Here is a 19762-nt window from a genome sequence, read left to right on the forward strand (position 1 = left end):
CACACACAGGCGGACGACGGCGGGAACCTCCCGCCGTCGTCCGTTGGCTTTTCTTACGAGTTGAGCCCGTTTTCTGCCCCGGCTTCGGTGTGTGAGCTCGCCGGCTGTCCGCGCCGTTCATGTGTTTGCCCGTAGGGGACATCGCGGCTGACGGCGACGGTGTAGCTGGTGTAGCCGTGCTGTGTGACCAGGATGCCGTGGCGGCATTCCTTCATGGCGTGTTGGCGGACGATGTCTACGGCGGTGTTCAGGTCGTTTTCGACGGTGTCCGGATCGTGGGCTGTGACTTCCAGGACGAGGTCCGAGTGGCGCTTGATCATGGTGGTCTCTTTCTCGGCGGGATGTGCCAGGGCTCTGAGTAGGCACAGGGCTTCCGGGTCCGGGCGCGCCCGGGGAGGCGGAAAGCGGTGGTTTCAGAGGGGTCGCCCGGCATTCTCTGATGGGGCGGTGGCCGGCCGAATTGTCCGGCGGGCTGGGATCGGCGGAAGTTTTGTTCCTGCGGATCTGTAGCCAGTGTGCATGAATCGATAGCCCGGCGCAATACGACGTCCGAAAATTCTGCCGTGTCGGAGAGATTTAAGGTGACCTAGGCTCTGGTCCGGCCGGTCGGCCGGGCCCTACAATCGGGGTGGACGCAACCGGCCAAGGCACCCCCGGGCACGCCCGCCGGGGGGAAGCTGACCATGTTCCTGCGGTGCCGGCAAAGGACACTCAACATGCCGAATATCCACGGGCTTATCAGCTCGCTGCTCCCCGAAGACCTGGCCTTGCTGCAAGAACGCGGACCCGACCAGCGCCTGGACCGGGACATGCTCGATGCCATCGACCGTGCCGCCGGGGGTCCCGGTGAAGGCCGGGGCTACTACATTGTCCGAGGCAGCCTGATTCCCGAGGATCACCGCGATTACTACCTCCGCGAAGACGTCTCCGCCGCAATATTTACCCCCTCCACGCTGGAACGCGCTACCGGGACGGACGCTGGCCTGCGGGACATGTCCGCACAGTAGGGAGCGGCACCAACGCAAGCGGACGACGGCGGGAGGTCCCGCCGTCGTCCGCTTCCGGTTTCATTGGGTGGTTCAAGGCAACCGGGACGGCCGCAGCACCGTGGGAGTGCCAGCGCGTGCGGGATCCAGCGGCACGGGGCTGATCAGCACAGCAGGCCCACGGCGCAGGATGCCGTCCGAGAGGGGCTGGCAGCGCACGCCTCCCCGCCCACGCATGGCGGCGTGCGCGCCCGGCGCGAGCATCTCATCCATCCAGGCGCAGGGGTGGGCAGCCCGCCCGGCCCTGAGCCGGACCAGTTCCCCGCGGGATTCCAACGCAAACTCCTCGCCAAGCAGGGGAGACAGGTGGGCCCCTCTGAGGACCACATTGCGACGGGTAAGCAGCGGGTCAAAGGGTGCCACCCCCAGTTCCGCGGCCATGGCCTCGAGGGCCTCGACCGCGAGCAGGGTGACTGCGGCATCCATGTGCGCGGCCTTGCCGAAAAACCGGTCACCCACAATGCCCTTGCCGGCCACCAGTTCCACTTGGTCGGCATCTGCGGTGGGGACGTCCGCTGCACCCTCGCGTGCGCGGCCGAAGTAAGCATGAGCCGGCGACACGAGCAGATGCAGGATGTCCACGTCGTACCTGTAGCTTGCGGTCATGCAATAAAGCTATCGTCCATCGCAAGGTCCAGCACACCGTTCAGCTGATGGAAGGGCCTGGAGGGGACCGCCGAATCTGCCTGTTGACGCACTGTGTGATGCACGCTACAGTTGAGCGAAGTTATACGAATAACCCCCAAGAAGATCGAGTGGCCCAAGGAGGTGCCCCATGGCTGGACCACGGCCTAAGTCAGGACCGACGATGCATGATGTCGCCGCTGCTGCCGGTGTATCCCAGGCCACCGTATCGCTGGTGCTGAATTCAGCCTCCGGGTCGCGCTTTTCCGAGGATACCCGCAAGCGGGTACGGGACGCAGTGGATCGGCTTGGTTACCGCACAAACGCCCACGCAAAGGTTCTCCGCGAGGGCATAGCCGGCATGATCGGGTTCATTGGTGATTCCGTTGCAACCACTCCTTTCGCCGGCGCCATCATCGAAGGCGCGCAGCAGCGGGCGTGGGAGGACGGGCTCCTCCTGCTCTCTGTCAACACCGGCGGAGACAGGGAGCTGGAAGCCGCATCCCTGGACACAATGCTCTCCTACAAGGTGGCAGGAGTGGTCTACGCCGCCATGTATCACCGTCGGCTCGATGTTCCGGAGACGCTGGCGGGCGTCAGATCCGTAGTACTGAATTCCCAGGACCGGGCCGGGCGGGTTCCGAGTGTTGCCCCCGACGAGGTCAAGGGCGGGTACGCGGCCACTAACCGGCTGCTCCAGGCCGGGCACACAAAAGTCGGGCTGATCAATATCGAGACGCTCGAAAGCGGCCTCCCTGCCGCCGTCGGCCGCTATGAAGGCTACTGCGCGGCACTTGAGGAGGCGGGCCTGGACGTCGATCCGTCGTTGGTCCGCTTTGGTCAAGGCGGTGAGGAGCATGGCTACAAGTACGCGATGGAGCTGCTGACCGCCGGCAACCCGCCGACAGCCATCTTTTGTGCGAATGACCGCGGTGCCTGGGGTGCCTACCAGGCCGTCTCGGATCTGCGCCTCTCAATCCCCGGGGACGTCTCTATTGTGGGCTTCGACAACCAGGCAACATTGGCCCCCTTCCTTCGCCCGGGATTGACCACTTTTGAATTGCCGTTCGTCGCCATGGGCCGGCGCGCGGTTGAACTGATCCTCCAGGACGCGGAACCCGATGGCCGGGTCGAGCTGATGGACTGCCCTCTTGTTGAACGCAAGTCAGTGACACATCCTAAGGAGATGCCATGAGCCGCACCATCCCGGCCCGACGCGGGCATCCTGTTGCGGCGCCGTCGCCGCAACGCAAAAATTCTCTTTCGCTCCGCCTGAAGAGAATTTCCCGCGCCTGGCAGTTATACGTATTACTAGCCCCCGCGATCATCTACATCCTGGTCTTCAAGTACTGGCCGATGTACGGCGTGCAGATCGCTTTCAAGAACTACAATCCGGCGGACGGGTTCACGGACAGCCCGTGGGTGGGCCTGACGCACTTCATCCGGTTCGTGAACTCGTACCAGTTCGGGCAGGTGGTCGGAAACACGCTGTGGATTGCCGTGCTGGGCCTGTTGATCGCTTTTCCGATTCCGATCATCCTGGCGTTGCTGGTCAATCAGCTGCAGAGCGAGAGGTTCAAGAAGTTCACCCAGACGGTGCTGTACTCGCCCGCGTTCATCTCCACCGTGGTGGTGGTGGGCATCATGTTCGTGGTGCTGTCCCCAAGGTCCGGGCTGGTGAACAACGCGATCCAACTGGGCGGCGGCGAGCCGATCTTCTTTATGGGCTCCGCGGAGTGGTTCCGGCCCATCTACGTCATCTCGGATGTGTGGCAGAACGCCGGGTTCTCCATGATCGTGTACCTTGCGGCCCTGGCCGCCGTTGACCCGGCGCTGCATGATGCGGCCAAGGTGGACGGTGCCTCGAAGCTCCAGCGCATCCGGCACATCGACCTGCCGGGCATCATGCCGGTGGTGACCATCCTGTTCATCCTGGCCATCGGCAACCTGCTCAATGTCGGTTTCGAGAAGGCGCTGCTGATGCAGACACCGCTGAACCTCTCGACCTCGGAGATCATCCAGACCTACGTGTATCACGCAGGCCTGCAGCAGGCGCAGTTCAGCTACTCGGCCGCCATCGGCCTGTTCAACTCCCTCCTCAACCTGGCGCTGCTGCTCGTCTTCAACACGATTGCGCGCCGGGCCAACCAAGCGACCCTGTGGTGATGCCGATATGTCTGTGACAACCAACCCCCGCACCATCGAGAACCCGAAACGGACCGTCAACCAGGCCCGCCCCAAGCAGTCGCTAAAGGACAAATACGGCGACCGCGCCTTCAACATCGCAGCCACTACCGTCCTGCTGCTGTCCATCCTGGCCGTGGTGTACCCGCTGTACTTCATCGTCATCGCCTCCATCAGCGACCCCAACGCCGTCTACGAAGGCAAGGTCTGGCTATTCCCCTCCGGCATCACCACCGAAGGCTACGAACGGATCTTCGCAGACAGCCGGATCTGGAACGGCCTGGGCAACACCGTCATCTACACAGTGCTCGGCACCGCGATCAGCGTCAGCACCATCCTCTTCGGCGCCTACGCCCTGTCCCGCAAGGACATGCCGGGCCGGAAGATCCTGATGCTCCTGTTCGTGATCACCATGTTCTTCGACGGCGGACTCATCACCAAGTACCTGGTGGTGCGGGACCTGGGCATGCTGGACACCGTCTGGGCCGTGGTCCTGCCCGGCGCGGTGGGCGTGTGGAACCTCATCATCGCCAGGTCGTTCTTTGAACACACCATCCCGAACGAACTGCGCGAAGCCGCCCAGATGGACGGGGCAACCGACTTCAAGTTCTTCTTCCAAATGGTGCTGCCGCTGTCCAAGCCGCTGATCATGCTGATGATCATGGTCCACGTCGTAGCCCAGTGGAACTCGTTCTTCGACGCACTGATCTTCCTCAATGACGACTCCAAGTACCCGCTACAGCTGGTACTGCGGAACATCCTCATCCAATCCGACGTCTCCTCCACCGGAACCACCGGCGGTGACATCGAATCCTATGCGGCAGCGCAAAGGATCGCAGAGCTCACCAAGTACGCCATGATCGTCGTCTCGAGCCTGCCACTCATGATTGCCCTGCCATTCATGCAGAAGCACTTCACCAAGGGCGCCATGATCGGCGCCGTCAAGTAGAACCCGTTCCCCAAGAAAATCCCCTTCCAAGAAAAACCCGGCCCCGGCACTCGCCACGGGCCGGAAGAAATCCCCCCTCAGAATAGGAATGACCATGGCATTCAGCCGCAAATTCGCCGCTCTCGGCGCCGTCCTGGCCGGAACATTGATGTTCACCGCCTGCTCAGGCGGCGGCTCAGGCACCACGGAGATCAAAGACGCCTCCACCGACTTCGGATTCCAGGAAACAGGCTTCCCGATCGTCAGCAAGCAACTCGACCTGACCTTCTCCGGCACAAAAGCCGCTCTCGCCCCGGACTACAACACCATGACCCTGGTGCAGCAGTGGGAAAAAGAAACCAACATCCACGTCAACTGGGAGAATCTGCCGGAGGCCGTCTTCAAGGAAAAGAAGAATCTGATCCTGGCCAGCGGTGACCTTCCGGACGCCTTCTTCAATTCCGGGCTGACCGACTCGGAAATAGCCACCTACTCGGCCAGTGGAACCCTGATCCCGCTCGAAGGGCTCATCGAGAAGAACGCGCCCAACCTCTCCAAGCTCCTGTCCGAACGCCCGGACATCAAGGCCGCGATCACGTCCTCGGACGGGCATATCTACTCCCTGCCCTCCATCGAGGAACTCGGGCTGGTCCAGTTCCCCAACGAACTGGCAATCAACACCTCCTGGCTGAAGAAGCTCAACATCCCGATGCCGAAAACCATCGACGAGTTCCACGACGCCCTGCTCGCGTTCAAGACCCAGGACGCCTCCGGGACCGGCAAGACCATCCCGCTGAGCTTCATGCCCGGCTCCTGGTGCGGGGACATTGTTGACCTGATCGCCGCCCTGGGCGGAGTGCCGGACAACATGGACCACCGCATCGTCCAGGACGACAAAGTCATCTACACCCCCACCCAGGACGGCTACAAGAAAGCCATCCAGACCCTCCACGAGTGGTTCCAGGAAGGCCTGATCGACCCCGAATCCTTCTCCCAGGACGACAAGGCGTACCTGGCCAAGGGCAAGGCTGCAACAGAAAACATCGGCTCCTTCGTCTGGTGGGAAATCCCCGAAATGGTCGGCGCCGACCGCGCCAACAACTACGCACTCGTTCCCGCCCTGGAGGGCGTCGACGGAAAGCGCCTGGTCAGCCAGTCCAACAACCAGGAGATCGCCCGCGGCGCGTTCGCCATCACCAATGCCAACAAGTACCCGGCAGCCACGATGCGCTGGGCCGACAACCTCTACGACCCCATCCAGTCCGCCCAGGCCAACTGGGGACCGATCGGTGAAACCCTGCAAAAGGACTCCGCGACCGGCCTGCTGACCCAGATCCCCGCCGCGGCAGGGACCAGCGAAGGCGAACGTCGTCAGAAGGTCGCCCCGGGCGGTCCGAAGGCTAACACGGCCGAGAACTTCAAGAACGTCGTCGCCCCCGAACCACGGGCCGCCGCACGGCAGAAGACTGTCGAAGAGAACTACAAGCCCTTCGCGGCGAACGACGGGTACCCACCCGTGGCACTGTCCAACGAGGAACTGCAGCAGATCAGCACCATCGAAGCGGACGCCGCCTCGCTGGTCAAGCAGAACATGGCCAAGTGGATCGTCTCCGGAGGAGTCGAGCAGGAATGGGACGGCTACGTCTCCCAGCTCAAGAACATCGGCGTCGACAAAATGGTCGAGGTCTACCAGCAGGCCTACGACCGCTACAAGAGCAACTCCTAACTAACCCGAAACCAGGTGGGCCGGTGCGTACCGCGCACCGGCCCACCGCACCGCCAGGGAACCCGCACACCAGGGTTCTCCCGCCAGACCTGCACAGAAACGAGACTTCACCTTCATGACTGCCGCGACCGCCACGACGGCCGACACCTTCCGGCCGGCCCTGCACTACGCCGCCCGGAACACCTGGCTCAATGACCCCAACGGCCTGATTTTCCATGAGGGCGTCTACCACCTCTACTACCAGAACAATCCACTGGACAACGTCTGGGGAAACATGTCCTGGGGACACGCCACCTCAACAGATCTGCTCAGCTGGACCGAACACCCCGTCGCCATCGCAGGCGACGAGGAAGAGGATGTTTTCTCCGGCAGCATCGTCTTCGATCGGGACAACACCAGCGGATTCGGCACGGCTTCTGCTCCGCCCCTGGTCGCCGTCTATACCAGCTCCTTCAAGCCGGCCTCCGCACACCACGGCGTTCAGGCCCAGTCCCTCGCCTACAGCCGGGACGGCGGCTACACCTGGGCCAAACACACAGCCAATCCCGTCCTGAACCGCGGATCGGCCGAGTTCCGGGACCCGAAAGTCGTCCGTTACGACGGCGACGCCGGCAGTTACTGGGTCATGGTCGCCGTCGAAGCCACAGACTTCCAGGTGGTCCTCTACAAGTCCGACGACCTCAAGAGCTGGGAACTGCTAAGTATTTTCGGCCCCGCCAACGCCACCGGGGGCGTGTGGGAATGCCCGGACCTCTTCCCCCTGCCTGTCGACGGCGATCCGGACAACCTCAAATGGGTCCTCACAGTGAACCTCAACCCGGGCGGACCCAACAACGGTTCGGCCGGGCAGTACTTCGTCGGAGACTTCGACGGAACCACATTCACCTCGGCCACCACCGTGACCGAAGGGCTCCAGGACCCTGCCCGGCTCGGTGAGTACCAGTGGCTCGACTGGGGCCGCGACTACTACGCCGCCGTTTCCTTCAGCGACGTTCCGGACGGCAGAAGGCTCATGATCGCCTGGATGAACAACTGGGAATACGCCAACCAGATCCCCACCTCCCCGTGGCGGAGCCCCATGTCCCTGGTCCGCGAAATAGCGCTCCACAACAGTGGTGGAAACCTATGCCTGGTGCAGCATGCGGCAGGGGACCTGGACGCGCCGGCAGACGCGGCAGGATCGTTCAACCTCGCTGCAGCTGAGATATCCGACGGTCAGCACATTCTTGACGGAGCAGCCGGCACCGTCCAACGCATCGAGCTCACCTTGACGCCAGGAACAGCCCAGGAATTCGGACTCATAGTCCGCGGCAACGGAGCCGAGGGAACCCGCATCGGCATCCGGCCCGCCGAAGGCGTCCTGATCGTCGACCGCCGGGAATCCGGGCAAACAGACTTCCACGAATCATTCGCCTCCATTGACACCGCTCCGATCCGGACGACTGACGGTTCCTACCAGCTCACCGTCTACGTAGACCGGTGCTCCGTTGAGGTCTTCGCCCAGGGAGGCCAGGTCACGATGACCGAACTGATCTTCCCGGCAGCCACCAGTACCGAGGTCTCGCTCTACGCCGTCGGTGGCACAGCAACCATCAATAACCTGAGTGTCACCCAGTACGCCTGACAGGAGAGGTCGCCCCTGGAAGTTGGTCGCTTGCAAGCCCTCCAATTCCTCCATAGTTTGGACCAATGACTGAAACTTCGAGGGTGGCTATCGTTACCGGGGCAAACCACGGAATTGGCGCTGCCATAGCAGAACGGCTCGCGGCGGAGGGACACTCAGTGGTCGTTTCGTTCCTCGCGTTGGAGCATTCGGCAGATCAAGGCACCCCGGAGCAGTTACGCGAGAATCACCTGCAGGATGCTTCCGCGGTACTCGAACGCATACAGCGCCAGGGCGGCCGAGCGATCGCCGTGTCGGCTGACCTGACCGATGCTGAAACGATCCCGAGGTTGTTCGATGCGGCCGAGGAAACCTTCGGCCCCGTGGACATCCTGGTGAACAATGCCACGGGCTCACTCCGTGACAGCTTCAAGGCAGCCGAAAGAGACTGGATGGGCCGCGCCTTAGCGGGCGTGTCGGCGAGCTCCTTTGATAGGCAGTTCGGTGTTGACGCCAGGGCAGGTGCACTCATGATCTCCGAGTTCGCCTCCCGGCTCCAGGCCCGACAGGGGACGTGGGGAAGGATTATCTCCATGACATCCGGCGGCGAGAAGGGTTTCCCACAGGAAGTCTCGTATGGTGCGGCCAAGGCAGCATTGGTGAACTATACGCTTTCTGCGAGTTTGGAATTGAGCGAGTTCGGAGTCACTGCCAACGCTCTTCATCCGCCAGTTACCGACACCGGATGGGTGACCGACGACGTCCGCGAAGCGGTAAAGAAAAACGACGCATTCTTCAGCGTGGCGGAGCCCGACGAGGTTGCGGACGTCGTCGCCTTCCTGGTGTCCGAAGGGGGCCGCCGCATTACCGGAAGCGTCATACGCATGGGATGAGTCGACCTGAGGAAAGCGCACCCGCACGGCAGCGCCACTACGACAGCCACGGGCACTTACTCCCGTCCCAGCCTTACTGTCCGTTTCCAGTTGGTTCCGTACTTCTGCATATGTACCCTCGTGCGGTCCGCGCGGAAGAAATCGTGAGCGAACTCCACGGGAACGCCCTGCACGTCCCATGCCACCCTGCGGATTTCCAGCAAGGCTGAGCCCGCCGGAACGTCAAGCACCGAGGCCTGGGCATTCGTGGCTGGCACGGCCTCCACCGTCTCGTCGGCCCGGTCCAGCTCCAGCCCGTATTCGGACGTCAGCAGATGGTAGAGCGAACCTGTCAGAGCGTGCGTGAGCAGGCCAGGGAAGCGGGCCGCGGGCAGCACGGACAAGTCCAATGACCAGGAGCTGCCATCCACGAGCCGGAGTCGCTGGATACGAAGCACAGCATCCCCGCCATTCAGGTGCAGGTTCCGTCGTTCATCCGGCTGGGGCAATCCCATTTCGGCACGCAGTACGGTTGTGGCTATTGCACGGCCCTGGTGCAACACCATCTGAGGCACACCCTCCACGGTGTTCAGGTGCCGCTGGATCCGCCCGTCGTTGAAGAACACCCCACCCGAACGGCCCAGCACACGCCGGACGGTGCCTTCTGCTTCCATCCGGTCAATTGCCTGCCGCAGGACGGTCCGGCCAACGCCGAGTCGCTCGGCCAGGGCACGTTCACTCCCCATCAGCTCGCCGGGATGGAACATCTCCGCCTTGGCATATCGGGCCAGTGCCGCGTGGGCAGCGTCGGTGACAGTCATTCCCTCCGGCTCTCCACCGATGCCTTTTGCCATCGTCCTAATATACGGACTAGGCGCCGAGCACGGTCAGCGAGTCGTCAAGGGCACCCACGAGCCAGTCGATGTCCATGTGCTGGAATGCCAGCGGCGGACGCAGCTTCAGGACGTTACCGTGAGGGCCTGCCACGGACGTCAGCACCCCGCGCTCGCGCAGTTGTTCCAAGACAGCGAGTGCAAGCTCGCGGTCCGGTTCGCGGGTGCTGCGGTCTTTGACGAGCTCGAAACCGATAAACAGGCCCGCGCCACGGACGTCGCCCACGGATTCGTGCGTGTCGGCCAGACCGGACAGAGCGGACAGCAGCGATGCCCCAACCACCCGGCTGTGCTCCTGCAGGCCCTCCGAACGGATCGTGGACAGCACCGCCTGGGCCGCGGCCATGGACACCGGGTTGCCGCCGAAGGTGTTGAAGTAGGGGATTGTATCGCTGAATGCGGCCAGGACATCGGCTTTAGCCACCAGCCCGGAGACCGGAATCCCGTTGCCCATCGGCTTGCCGAGGGTGACGACGTCGGGCACTATTCCGTGGCGCTGGAAACCCCAGAACGCCTCGCCGGTGCGGCCAAAACCCGGCTGCACTTCGTCAGCGATGATGATGCCTCCCGCACGGTGAATGACCTCGGCTGCCTCGCTCAGGTATCCTGCCGGGCCCGGCAGCACGCCGTCCGAGGAGAATATCGAGTCGGCTATAAAGCCAGCGAAGTGAATGCCGTTGGCCTCCATGTCCGCGATCGCCGCACGTATCCGGTTGGCGAACCACCGCCCGAGTTCCGCGCCGCCCGGACCGGCCGCGCCACCAAGCCTGTAGGCATCCGGCGCCCCAACCAGGCGGGCTGTCGGCGAGAGCGGCTGCCCCGTCCCAAGCGCAGGGGACACTCCCGAGGTCAGCTCGGAAGTGCCGTGGTACGCCTCGGTGGTGGCTATGATGCCTTCGCCGCCGCTGTAGGCCTTGGCCACGCGGATGGCGAGGTCGTTCGCCTCGGATCCGGTGCACATGTACATTGCCTTGTCGAGCTCGGCCGGCATTGTGGCGAGGAGGTCGTCCGTGTAATCGAGGATGTTCTCGTGCAGGTACCGGGTATGCGTGTTCAGCTGCTGCATCTGCGCTGTCACGGCAGCAGTGACGGCCGGGTGGCAGTGTCCCAGGCTGGCCACATTGTTGTAGGCGTCAAGGTATTGCCGCCCCGATGCGTCCCAGAGGTACTGTCCTTCGCCACGCACCAGGTGCACAGGGTTGCGATAGAAGAGCCGGTATGAGGCGCCCAGCACCGTGTCGCGGCGCTCAGTCAGGCGACGCGTGCCGGGATCGAGATCTTCAGCGTCCTCTGATCGGAAGCTGTTGGTGTCCATGATGGTGGATCGTATGACCATGGTGGGAGTCCTTGCTGTTCGGTGCATTCGAGTTCGTCCAGATGGGCCCAACCCTCGGATCAATTTCGGTACTTCAAGTATGTTCGGATGCCGCTGTCCACAATGGCCGGCACATTAAGTCGGCGTTACGAAAAGCCGCCGCTAATCGAACGGTTTGTTTCCGGGTCCCAGCTATATTTCGAGGCTGTAAATTCCTCGGGGTCGGCACGGTTTGGGCGGCTCCGCCGTGTCATACTCGCTATCGGAGCCCAGCCCTCCTCGCCTCCGAGGAGTTTCCATGAGTGCACTGACAGACACTTCCCCACTCGCCGTGTTCAACGGCCTGCGACGTGGGGAACCAGCCCCGCCCTGGATCGCCGACGCCGTGACCTCTGCCTGGGGGTTAGAGCCTGCCAGAACGGTCATCACGCTGATCGCCGTATCGGAGAATGCCACCTTCCGCATAGAGGTCGACGGCGTTCCGGTCTCCGTTCTGCGTGTGCACCGCCCCGGCCATGTGGGGGATGCCCGCCATATCGCCGGCGAACTCACTTGGGTCCGTCGGCTGGCCGAAGAAGCGGAGGTGCGCGTCCCCGACGTCGTGCCCACTGCTTATGGTGAGCTGCTGCAGACTTTCACCGATCCGGGCGGGTCCGTCTGGTACTGCGTAGCCTTCGCCTTCGTGGCCGGCGACATCCTTGAGGACTTTGCCGATCCTCGGCCCTACTACGCCGAGATCGGTGCCACGACGGCACGGCTTCACCGGCAGGTGCAGAGCTGGCAGTTGCCCGACGACTTCACCCGCTTCTCCTGGCAGCTGGCCGACATGCTCGGTGAGACCAGCAGATGGGGGGACTGGCGCGGGGCGGACCTCACCCCCAAGCAGACCGCCGTGCTGGAACGCGCCGAACGCGCCGCGATCGGCGCGCTGGAAGGCCTTCCAGCATCGGGCGACGGCTGGGGCCTGGTCCACGCCGACCTGCGGCCCTCCAACATCATGATCGACGCCGGTGCCCTCACTGTCATCGACTTCGACGACTGCGGATTCTCGTGGCTGCTCTACGATTTCGCTTCCGCGCTTTCCTTCATCGAACACGAGCCTTACGCGCCGGACATCGCCAAGAGCTGGGTGGCCGGTTACCGCACGGTCCGCCCGCTCACCGGCGCCGACCTCGTCCACGCCGCCGCGCTCAGTATGATCCGCCGCCTGACCATGCTCGGCTGGACCACCACCCACCGCGCCGATGCACTGCCCGCCGAGCTTTGGGATGCACAGGTTCCTGGGACCGTGGCCGTCGCCGAACGGTACCTTGCCTCTCCTACCTGGCTCTTCGACTGAACTCTGGCAACAACTGAACTCTGGCTAAACGACCGAGAAATAGCTCTTTCGTGCGCAGTGGTTCATCAACCGCCCCGTTAACGCTCCACCTTCCACCCCAACAGACCCTGGAGATTCCCATGACTGATACTCTTCCGACCGCCGAACAGCGCGCCGTCGATAAGGCCTACTTTGAACAACGGACCCTGAAGCGGGGTGCCGCTGGCTGGCTTCTGCTCGCAGGCCTTGGCATCTCCTACGTGATATCCGGCGATTTCTCCGGCTGGAACTTTGGCCTCGAAGCCGGCGGCTGGGGCGGCCTCCTGATCGCCTTTGTGCTGATGGGCGTCATGTACGCCTGCATGGTCTTCGGACTCGCCGAAATGTCCTCCGCGCTGCCGGTTGCAGGCGCCGGCTACGGCTTTGCCCGCCGCGCCCTGGGACGCCTGGGCGGTTTTGCCACCGGACTCGCGATTCTGATCGAATATTCAATGGCACCGGCCGCGATCGCCGTCTTCATCGGCGGTTATGTGGAAAGCCTCGGTCTCTTTGGCATCACCGACGGTTGGCCGGTGTACCTCGTCTGCTTCGCCTTATTCATCGGAATTCACCTGATCGGTGTGGGCGAGGCCCTGAAAGCCATGTTCGCCATCACGGGCCTAGCGGTGGTGGCGCTCATCGCCTTCGTCGTCGGGATGGTGCCGCACTTCGAAATCACGAACCTGTTCGATATTCCGGTGAGCAATGCAGCCGGTGCGAGCTCCTTCCTGCCGAACGGCGTTGGCGGCATCGTCGGGGCACTGGTCTTCGCCATCTGGTTCTTCCTGGCCGTGGAAGGGGTTCCGCTGGCGGCCGAGGAGGCTGAAAATCCGCAGCGCGATATGCCCCGCGCCATCATCGTTGCAATGTCGGTCCTCGTGGTCACCGCCCTGGCCGTTCTGGTGCTTGCCCCCGGCGGCGCGGGCAGCGACTTGATGAGTACCTCGGCCAGCCCGCTGCCAGACGCGCTGCGCGCCGTCGGAAACGAAGACCTCGCCGTCTTCGTCAACTACGCCGGACTTGCCGGGCTGGTCGCAAGCTTCTTCTCGATCGTCTACGCCTACTCCCGCCAGCTCTTCGCGCTGTCCCGTGCCGGCTACCTGCCCATTTGGCTCAGCCGGACCAACTCCCGGAAGACCCCCACCTGGGCGCTGATCGTCCCGGGCGTCATCGGCTTCATCCTCGCTGCCGCTGTGCGCGACGGCGACAAGCTCATCAACATCGCTGTTTTTGGGGCCGCCGTGTCGTACGTGTTGCTCAACCTCTCACACATCCTGCTGCGGAAGCGCGAACCGGCACTGCACCGCCCGTACCGGACACCAGGCGGCGTGGTGACTACCGGCGTCGGACTGGTCCTGGCGGTCGTCGCGGTGGTGGCCACCTTCTTCGTCGATATCCAGGCCGCCGCCATCACTGCCGGCATCTTCGGCGTCGGGCTCCTCTATTTCGCCTTCCACAGCCGCCACCGTCTGGTGGCGGGGGCGCCGGAAGAGGAATTCGCCCGCATCCGGGAATCGGAGGCCGAGTTGCGCTGACGAGCGTAGGAGGGGGTCTCCAGGACTTTCCTATCCGGCGCCCCAAGGGCACCCACTTCAACGGGCCTAAACGTAAGCGGACGACGGCGGAGGTCCCGCCGTCGTCCGCTGGCTGTTCTTAGATAACTACTCCGCCGGAGCGTTCCGGGAGGAGCTGGATGAGCGCGTCGAGGATAGGCACTTGGCCCTTCACCAGCTTGGTGCGTGCTTCGGACTCTCCGATCCATCTCGCGTCATCGATCTCGGGGAAGTCCCCGATGGTGCCGGATCCCTTAGGCCATTCGAGGGGGAACGTGTTGCTCACGATCTGTTCCGGCCGGAAGTCTGCCTCTGCTGCGAAGACCGTGATGATTTTGCCTGACGGCTGCCGAAAAGTTCCCAAGTGGTTGTAGTCACCGGGCGGTGCGGCCGTACCGATTTCCTCGGCGAATTCACGCCGGGCGGCCACCAGCGGATCCTCGTCCTCAAGGTATTCACCCTTGGGGATGGACCAGGCGCGGGCATCCTTGCGGGCCCAAAAAGGCCCGCCCATATGGGCTATCCATACCTCCAGCTGCCCGCCTGCGCTCCGCCGGTACAGCAGGATGCCTGCGCTGCGAACGGTGATGTGTCCTCCCGAAGTTTGACTGACGCTAATAGAGGAAGATGTCCAGCCACTCGCGGTTGTGTGCGTGGAGCAGGACCAGGAACAGGACAAAGTCGAACAGCAGGTGGACGGTCACGATGTATGACAGGGATTTTGTCACCGTGAACAGCTTCGCCTGGAGCAGCGCAAAAGGAAAGATGAAAAACGGTGCCCAGGCGTGGAATCCCAGTTCCCACAGGAATGACGTGAAAAGCACAGCCTGCAGCAGGTTGGCCTGCCAGTCCGGAAGGTGACGGCGCAGGAGGGTAAATGCAGTGCAGATGAAGAACAGTTCGTCCCAGATGCCCAGGACGTTTGTCCCCAGGAAAAGGCGGCCGATGCCCTCGGGATCGCTGACGGCGGGCCAGTTGGTGTAGACGCCGGACCGGACCATATAGACCGGCAGCACCGCGTATCCGAGCACCAGGACTGCGGGCAGGTACCACTTCTCACCCCGGGTCCAGGCCTGGCCGGTCCTGACCGGGAACCTGATGGAATGTTCCCTGGTGACGAACCTCGAGACGGCATACGGGATCCCGACGGCCAAAATCATGGCCGTGCCCATGACAAGCATGTGCTCCGTGCTGATGTCCGTGGTGATGGGAACAGCGCTCATGGCGGTCAGACCCACGGCGATCAGGGCCAGGTCCGTGAAGAGCCGGCGGCCGATGAGCCCCGCGATGCCCAGGGCCGCTGCCAGCAGGATGAACCCGGTGAGCCGGTCTTCACGTACGAACAGGATGAAGCCCGACGCCGACACCAACGTTGCCGGGATTATGCTCAGCGACGCGCCGGCCGGCGGCGTGACTCCGCCTGCCTGGATCTCGGACTTCGCCTCGGATAGTTGCCTCATGCTGACCTCAGCTGCTTCAACGCGGGGTGGCATTTCTCGATGACTGCCACCAAGTTTACTTGTTGGGTGGGCATCCGGAAATGGGCGGGCGCCCTGGCTCTGCCGGTAGGGGAGCTACGTCAGACGCAAGCGGACGACGGCGGGAGGTCCCGCCGTCGTCCGCTTTCAGTTCAGGACGTGTGGTGTTTAGCGGACAGCTGACGCAGCGGGCTCCCCCTCGGTGGCGAGGACTGGCTTACCGGCGATGATGGCGTCCACCTCTGCCTTTTGCTTGGGGCCCCAGGTTTCGCGGGTGTTCAGTACGCCGACGAAGCCGATGACGCCCACCAGGACGTAGAGCGAGGCTCCGCCTGCCCAGCCGAAGACAGAGGCCAGGAGAACTGCCAGGAAGGGGGCAAAACCTGAAATGGAGGCTGCGACCTGGTAACCGATGGATGCACCGGAGGTCCTGGTGTTGGTGCGGAAGAGCTCGGCGAACCAGGCGCCCTGGGTTCCGGTGAACGTGGCGTGGATGATCCCGATGCCGATGACGAACGCGAGAACGATCAGGAACGGGTTTCCCGTGTTGCTGAGCAGGAACATGGGGAAGCCGAATGCGATAACGGCCAGCGTCCCGGCGAGGTAAAGCTTCCGCCGGCCGATGCGGTCGGTGAGGGCGCCGGCGATCATGGTGACGGGGATGGCGATGAGGCTGGCGACCACAATGCCGGTGAGTCCGATGGCCCTGTCATCGGGGTTGTTCTTGGTGATGTAGGACAGGAGATACGTGGCCGTGACGTAGTACGCGCAGCTTTCGACGATGCGCAGGGAAATCACGCGCAGGATGTTCTGCCAGTCGGTGCGGATGACTGTGGTCAGGGGGTTCTTGACGATGGCGCCGGTGGCCTTGGTGTGTTCGAATTCGGGTGATTCTTCGAGCTTCATCCGGACCACCAGCCCCACGACAATGAGGATGGCGCTGGCGAGGAACGGCAGGCGCCATGCCCAGTCGGTCTGCAGGGAAGCGGAGAGCAGGAACGCGGCGTTGGCGAGGGTGATGCCGAGTGGGTTTCCTGCCTGGGGGATGGCCGCGAAACGGCCGCGCTTCCGCCAGGGTGCGTGCTCGAAGGTCATCATCACGGCGCCGCCCCATTCCGCACCGAAGGCGAGGCCCTGGATCATCCGGATAATGACGAGCAGGATGGGGGCGATGATTCCCACCTGCGCGTAGGTGGGGAGGCAGCCGATCAGGACCGTGGCGATTCCCATAGTGAGCAGGGCGCCCACCAGCACCGGTTTGCGGCCGTATTTGTCACCGAGATAGCCCCCGATGGCTCCGCCGATGGGGCGCATAAGGAACCCCACCGCCAGCGTGGCGAAGGCCAGCAGGGTCCCCACCACCGGATCGGTGTTCGGGAAGAACACTTTTCCGAAGTAGAGGGCGGCGGCTGTGCCGTATGCCACGAAGTCGTAGTTTTCAACGCATGTTCCGGCAGCTGAGGCCATCGCGGTCTTGATTTTTCCCGGTGATCCGTGGGCGGCCTGGCGCTGCCGTTCGGTGGTTTCCATCGTCATGTTCTATATCTCCTTTGATATTGGTGGATGGCCTTGGGCTGGCGCCTGGGACCTGGTGTTGATCAGTGGTTCAGAGCTCGCCGGCGAGTTCGCGGGCTCCTTCCAGCTCCATGTCGCGCAGCTTTTGGACCCGGCGGATGGTGTCTTCGTCGTTGTCGAATTTCGCGTCCAGGAAGGATTCGAGGACTTCCCTGACCGTGGCCCGGCCGACCAGCCAGGCGCCCATGGCAAGGACGTTCGCGTCGTCGTGTTCCACGCTCTGGTGGGCGGAGTACACGTCATGGCCCAGGGCGCAGCGGATGCCTGGGATCTTGTTGGCAGCCATGACGGCCCCAACGCCCGTGCCGCAGACCAGCACAGCACGGTGGGCCTGACCGGACTTGACCAGCCCGCAGGTAGCCCGTGTGACGTCGGGGAAGTCAACGGGCGCCTCGCTTGGCGCGCCAGTGTCTATGACCTCGTGTCCAAGTTCCTCCAAGACATTTCTGACGAATTCCTTGAGGGGGAAGCCGGCGTGATCGTTGCCGAGTGCGATTTTCAATGGGTCTCCTTAGGACGGGATGACGGAGCCGGGATTTGCGAGGGACGGATCAACCTCATGGAGCCATGGAATCGATTCCATCGCTCCGCTGCGGGTGACGGCCAGGGCCGAGGCGCGGGAGGCCAATGTCATGGCGCCTGCCAGATCGGCGGGATGGGCGAGGAGGCAGGCGGCGAGGTAGCCGATGAAGGTGTCGCCGGCGCCGGTGGTGTCCGTTGCGTCAACGGCCGGGGCGGGAACGTGCACAAGGGCGTCATCAAGGATGGTGTAGGCGCCTTCATCGCCGGCCGTGCAGACAATCCGCGGCCCAAGAAGTTCCGGCAGGGTCCGAACCAGGTCGCGGTGGTCAGCGGGTGGGATCCCGGTGAGTCCGGCGAGGATCTGGATTTCGTGTTCGTTGACCACCAGCAGGTCCACGTCGTCGAAGAGACCGCCGATGCCTGCCGGCGCCGGTGCCGCGTTGAGTACCACCAGTGCGCCGCGCACCTTCGCCTGGCGGGCCGCGTGGCGTACCAGACCGGACGGTATCTCCAGCTGGAGCGTCAGGACGTCACCGCTTCGGACGTTGGAGAGGAAGGTGTCGATGTCCTCTTCGGTGAGCCTCGAGTTTGCCCCTGGGCTCACGATGATCAGATTTTCGCCGTCGTCGTCCACGGCGATGATGGCTGTCCCGGTGGGCGTTGCCTCAATGACGGGGACCTGGCTGCAGTCCACGCCTGCTTGGGTGAGGATCTCAAGGATCCGCCGGCCATGTGCGTCGTCTCCCACTGCTCCCATGAATTCGACGGCCGCGCCGGCCCTTGCTGCCGCCACCGCCTGGTTTGCGCCCTTTCCCCCGGGGCTGAACGTGGCGTCCGTGCCGCTGACAGTTTCCCCCGACCGGGGCAGGGAGCGGACGCGGACGTTCTGGTCGATATTGAGGCTTCCGACCACAAAAACCGTGTTCATTGGACCTGCTCCTTCATTGGCGTTGAGGCTGGCCCGCAGCGCCGTGCTCCGGGGTTGGTCATGTCCGCGCGACAACGGGATCAGCCGTGCCCGATGAAGCCCGGATAATCAGTTCGCTGGGGAGGACTACGGACGATGGCTGTCCTCCGTTGATCAGTTCAAGAAGAAGCTCGACGGCAATGCGGCCCATCGCCTCGACATCGTGGGAAATGACGGTGAGTGGCGGGTCCAGCAGGGAAAACCATTCGATGTCATCGAAGGCGATGAGTCCCATGTCGCGGCCGATCCGCATCCCCTTCCGGTTCAGGGTGGCCAGTGCACCCACTGCCATCGGGCTGTCGGCTGCCAGCAATGCCGTGGGCGGCTGGGAGAGGCTCAGGAGGTGATGGGCCCCGTCGGAGCCGCTGCGCGATTGGAAGTCTCCGAAATAGATCAGGGCCGGATCCGTGCTGATCCCATAGTCTTGTGCTGCCTTGGCATAGGAACGGAGGCGGTCCCGTCCTGTGGAGGTCGCCTGGGGGCCCGCGATGTATCCGACCCGGGTGTGGCCCTGTTGGGCCAGGTGCTCCACCGCCTGCCGGATTCCGTTGTCGCTGTCCGTGGTCACGCTTGGCACGTCGATGCCATCGATGGTCCGGTCGACGAAGACCGTTGGTATCTCCCTCGCCAGGAGGGCTCGAAGGCTGGAGCTCCCCATTCCCTCTGGTGCGGCGACAACGCCATCCACCCGCTGGGATATGAACGTGTCCAGGTACCTGTCCTGCTGAACGGCGTTCTCGTTGGCGTTGCCCAATAACGTGACAAATCCTTCGGCCAGCGCAGTCTGCTCAGCGGAGTGGGCCAGATCAGCGAAGAAGGGGTTGCGGACATCGGACATCAACAGTCCAATGACGTTGGTCCGGGTGGACCGCAGCGCCCGGGCCTGGGCATTGGGATGAAAATCCAGCTGCGACGCAGCAGCGATCACTCTCTTCCTGGACTCGGGAGAGGTTGCCGGGTTGCCTGACAGCACCCGTGATGCTGTTGCAGGGGAGACGCCTGCCATGTCTGCCACGTCTTTGATGGTGATGGTCCGCGTCGTCATTGCCGGGTCCTCCCTTCGTCGTGGAATCGTTTCCATGGAAACGATTCCACCATTATGTGGCCGAATGCCAGGCC

The 19762-nt window shown here is 63.4% G+C and carries 19 protein-coding genes; 9 read left to right on the forward strand and 10 right to left on the reverse strand.

The genetic code is table 11. The annotated features are described in order from the left end of the window. Positions 1-53: 53 nt before the first annotated feature. On the reverse strand, positions 54-320 hold the full coding sequence (locus QFZ30_RS01515) for a hypothetical protein (RefSeq protein WP_307072815.1): 267 nt from the start codon (positions 318-320) through the stop codon (positions 54-56). 396 nt (positions 321-716) lie between these two features. Here QFZ30_RS01515 and QFZ30_RS01520 point away from each other — a divergent pair, with 396 nt between their 5' ends. Continuing rightward, positions 717-1007, forward strand: coding sequence for a hypothetical protein (locus tag QFZ30_RS01520; RefSeq protein WP_307072818.1), 291 nt, complete (start codon positions 717-719; stop codon positions 1005-1007). A 72-nt stretch (positions 1008-1079) separates the two neighbouring features. Here QFZ30_RS01520 and QFZ30_RS01525 read toward each other — a convergent pair whose 3' ends face one another. Beyond that, positions 1080-1652, reverse strand: coding sequence for an MOSC domain-containing protein (locus QFZ30_RS01525; protein ID WP_307072820.1), 573 nt, complete (start codon positions 1650-1652; stop codon positions 1080-1082). A gap of 202 nt (positions 1653-1854) precedes the next feature. Here QFZ30_RS01525 and QFZ30_RS01530 point away from each other — a divergent pair, with 202 nt between their 5' ends. The 6 genes from QFZ30_RS01530 to QFZ30_RS01555 all read left to right on the forward strand — a co-directional run bounded on the left by QFZ30_RS01530 (position 1855) and on the right by QFZ30_RS01555 (position 9004). Next, positions 1855-2865, forward strand: coding sequence for a LacI family DNA-binding transcriptional regulator (locus QFZ30_RS01530; protein ID WP_307072822.1), 1011 nt, complete (start codon positions 1855-1857; stop codon positions 2863-2865). Next, positions 2862-3836, forward strand: a complete 975-nt coding sequence (locus QFZ30_RS01535; protein WP_307072824.1) for an ABC transporter permease — start codon at positions 2862-2864, stop codon at positions 3834-3836. The genes QFZ30_RS01530 and QFZ30_RS01535 overlap by 4 nt, the downstream gene beginning before the upstream one ends. A gap of 7 nt (positions 3837-3843) precedes the next feature. Beyond that, on the forward strand, positions 3844-4803 hold the full coding sequence (locus tag QFZ30_RS01540; protein WP_307072826.1) for a carbohydrate ABC transporter permease: 960 nt from the start codon (positions 3844-3846) through the stop codon (positions 4801-4803). Positions 4804-4897: 94 nt separating this feature from the next. Further along, positions 4898-6508: an ABC transporter substrate-binding protein gene (locus QFZ30_RS01545; RefSeq protein ID WP_307072828.1), complete on the forward strand. Its 1611-nt coding sequence runs from the start codon at positions 4898-4900 to the stop codon at positions 6506-6508. A 115-nt stretch (positions 6509-6623) separates the two neighbouring features. Beyond that, positions 6624-8132 (forward strand): glycoside hydrolase family 32 protein, encoded by a 1509-nt coding sequence (locus tag QFZ30_RS01550; protein ID WP_307072830.1) that lies wholly within the window; start codon positions 6624-6626, stop codon positions 8130-8132. 65 nt (positions 8133-8197) lie between these two features. After that, complete coding sequence (locus QFZ30_RS01555; RefSeq protein ID WP_307072832.1) at positions 8198-9004, forward strand: SDR family NAD(P)-dependent oxidoreductase; 807 nt, start codon at positions 8198-8200, stop codon at positions 9002-9004. Between the two features lie 56 nt (positions 9005-9060). Here the strand turns inward: QFZ30_RS01555 and QFZ30_RS01560 are convergent, their stop codons facing one another. Together QFZ30_RS01560 and QFZ30_RS01565 are read right to left on the reverse strand one after the other, a co-directional pair. Further along, on the reverse strand, positions 9061-9837 hold the full coding sequence (locus QFZ30_RS01560) for a GntR family transcriptional regulator (RefSeq protein ID WP_307072834.1): 777 nt from the start codon (positions 9835-9837) through the stop codon (positions 9061-9063). A gap of 16 nt (positions 9838-9853) precedes the next feature. Further along, positions 9854-11212: an aspartate aminotransferase family protein gene (locus QFZ30_RS01565; RefSeq protein WP_307072836.1), complete on the reverse strand. Its 1359-nt coding sequence runs from the start codon at positions 11210-11212 to the stop codon at positions 9854-9856. 277 nt (positions 11213-11489) lie between these two features. Between QFZ30_RS01565 and QFZ30_RS01570 the strand changes: the two genes are divergently transcribed. Then, entirely contained in the window at positions 11490-12530 is a 1041-nt protein-coding gene (locus QFZ30_RS01570; RefSeq protein ID WP_307072839.1) for a phosphotransferase enzyme family protein, read from the forward strand. A 119-nt stretch (positions 12531-12649) separates the two neighbouring features. Beyond that, positions 12650-14083 carry an ethanolamine permease gene (gene eat, locus QFZ30_RS01575; protein ID WP_307072840.1) on the forward strand — a complete coding sequence of 478 codons (1434 nt, stop codon included), beginning with the start codon at positions 12650-12652 and terminating at the stop codon, positions 14081-14083. A 118-nt stretch (positions 14084-14201) separates the two neighbouring features. On the opposite strand, the gene QFZ30_RS01580 is transcribed toward eat, so the two are convergent. The 6 genes from QFZ30_RS01580 to QFZ30_RS01605 all read right to left on the reverse strand — a co-directional run bounded on the left by QFZ30_RS01580 (position 14202) and on the right by QFZ30_RS01605 (position 19688). Continuing rightward, positions 14202-14690 (reverse strand): NUDIX domain-containing protein, encoded by a 489-nt coding sequence (locus tag QFZ30_RS01580; RefSeq protein WP_307079974.1) that lies wholly within the window; start codon positions 14688-14690, stop codon positions 14202-14204. 25 nt (positions 14691-14715) lie between these two features. Beyond that, positions 14716-15561: a CPBP family glutamic-type intramembrane protease gene (locus QFZ30_RS01585; protein ID WP_307072843.1), complete on the reverse strand. Its 846-nt coding sequence runs from the start codon at positions 15559-15561 to the stop codon at positions 14716-14718. A gap of 186 nt (positions 15562-15747) precedes the next feature. Next, positions 15748-17115, reverse strand: coding sequence for an MFS transporter (locus tag QFZ30_RS01590; protein ID WP_307072844.1), 1368 nt, complete (start codon positions 17113-17115; stop codon positions 15748-15750). A 70-nt stretch (positions 17116-17185) separates the two neighbouring features. Continuing rightward, on the reverse strand, positions 17186-17656 hold the full coding sequence (locus QFZ30_RS01595; protein ID WP_307072846.1) for an RpiB/LacA/LacB family sugar-phosphate isomerase: 471 nt from the start codon (positions 17654-17656) through the stop codon (positions 17186-17188). A gap of 9 nt (positions 17657-17665) precedes the next feature. Next, positions 17666-18604 (reverse strand): ribokinase, encoded by a 939-nt coding sequence (locus tag QFZ30_RS01600; RefSeq protein ID WP_307072848.1) that lies wholly within the window; start codon positions 18602-18604, stop codon positions 17666-17668. A gap of 58 nt (positions 18605-18662) precedes the next feature. Then, positions 18663-19688, reverse strand: a complete 1026-nt coding sequence (locus QFZ30_RS01605) for a LacI family DNA-binding transcriptional regulator (RefSeq protein WP_307072849.1) — start codon at positions 19686-19688, stop codon at positions 18663-18665. Between the last annotated feature and the right edge of the window lie 74 nt (positions 19689-19762).

This window comes from Arthrobacter pascens (assembly GCF_030815585.1).
Lineage (GTDB): Bacteria > Actinomycetota > Actinomycetes > Actinomycetales > Micrococcaceae > Arthrobacter > Arthrobacter pascens_A.

Bases quoted from the DNA above. Each gene is read 5' to 3' on its own strand.
- QFZ30_RS01515 (WP_307072815.1), bottom strand. From the start codon at position 320: ATGATCAAGCGCCACTCGGACCTCGTCCTGGAAGTCACAGCCCACGAT.
- QFZ30_RS01520 (WP_307072818.1), top strand. From the start codon at position 717: ATGCCGAATATCCACGGGCTTATCAGCTCGCTGCTCCCCGAAGACCTG.
- QFZ30_RS01525 (WP_307072820.1), bottom strand. From the start codon at position 1,652: ATGACCGCAAGCTACAGGTACGACGTGGACATCCTGCATCTGCTCGTG.
- QFZ30_RS01530 (WP_307072822.1), top strand. From the start codon at position 1,855: ATGCATGATGTCGCCGCTGCTGCCGGTGTATCCCAGGCCACCGTATCG.
- QFZ30_RS01535 (WP_307072824.1), top strand. From the start codon at position 2,862: ATGAGCCGCACCATCCCGGCCCGACGCGGGCATCCTGTTGCGGCGCCG.
- QFZ30_RS01540 (WP_307072826.1), top strand. From the start codon at position 3,844: ATGTCTGTGACAACCAACCCCCGCACCATCGAGAACCCGAAACGGACC.
- QFZ30_RS01545 (WP_307072828.1), top strand. From the start codon at position 4,898: ATGGCATTCAGCCGCAAATTCGCCGCTCTCGGCGCCGTCCTGGCCGGA.
- QFZ30_RS01550 (WP_307072830.1), top strand. From the start codon at position 6,624: ATGACTGCCGCGACCGCCACGACGGCCGACACCTTCCGGCCGGCCCTG.
- QFZ30_RS01555 (WP_307072832.1), top strand. From the start codon at position 8,198: ATGACTGAAACTTCGAGGGTGGCTATCGTTACCGGGGCAAACCACGGA.
- QFZ30_RS01560 (WP_307072834.1), bottom strand. From the start codon at position 9,837: ATGGCAAAAGGCATCGGTGGAGAGCCGGAGGGAATGACTGTCACCGAC.
- QFZ30_RS01565 (WP_307072836.1), bottom strand. From the start codon at position 11,212: ATGGTCATACGATCCACCATCATGGACACCAACAGCTTCCGATCAGAG.
- QFZ30_RS01570 (WP_307072839.1), top strand. From the start codon at position 11,490: ATGAGTGCACTGACAGACACTTCCCCACTCGCCGTGTTCAACGGCCTG.
- eat (WP_307072840.1), top strand. From the start codon at position 12,650: ATGACTGATACTCTTCCGACCGCCGAACAGCGCGCCGTCGATAAGGCC.
- QFZ30_RS01585 (WP_307072843.1), bottom strand. From the start codon at position 15,561: ATGAGGCAACTATCCGAGGCGAAGTCCGAGATCCAGGCAGGCGGAGTC.
- QFZ30_RS01590 (WP_307072844.1), bottom strand. From the start codon at position 17,115: ATGACGATGGAAACCACCGAACGGCAGCGCCAGGCCGCCCACGGATCA.
- QFZ30_RS01600 (WP_307072848.1), bottom strand. From the start codon at position 18,604: ATGAACACGGTTTTTGTGGTCGGAAGCCTCAATATCGACCAGAACGTC.
- QFZ30_RS01605 (WP_307072849.1), bottom strand. From the start codon at position 19,688: ATGACGACGCGGACCATCACCATCAAAGACGTGGCAGACATGGCAGGC.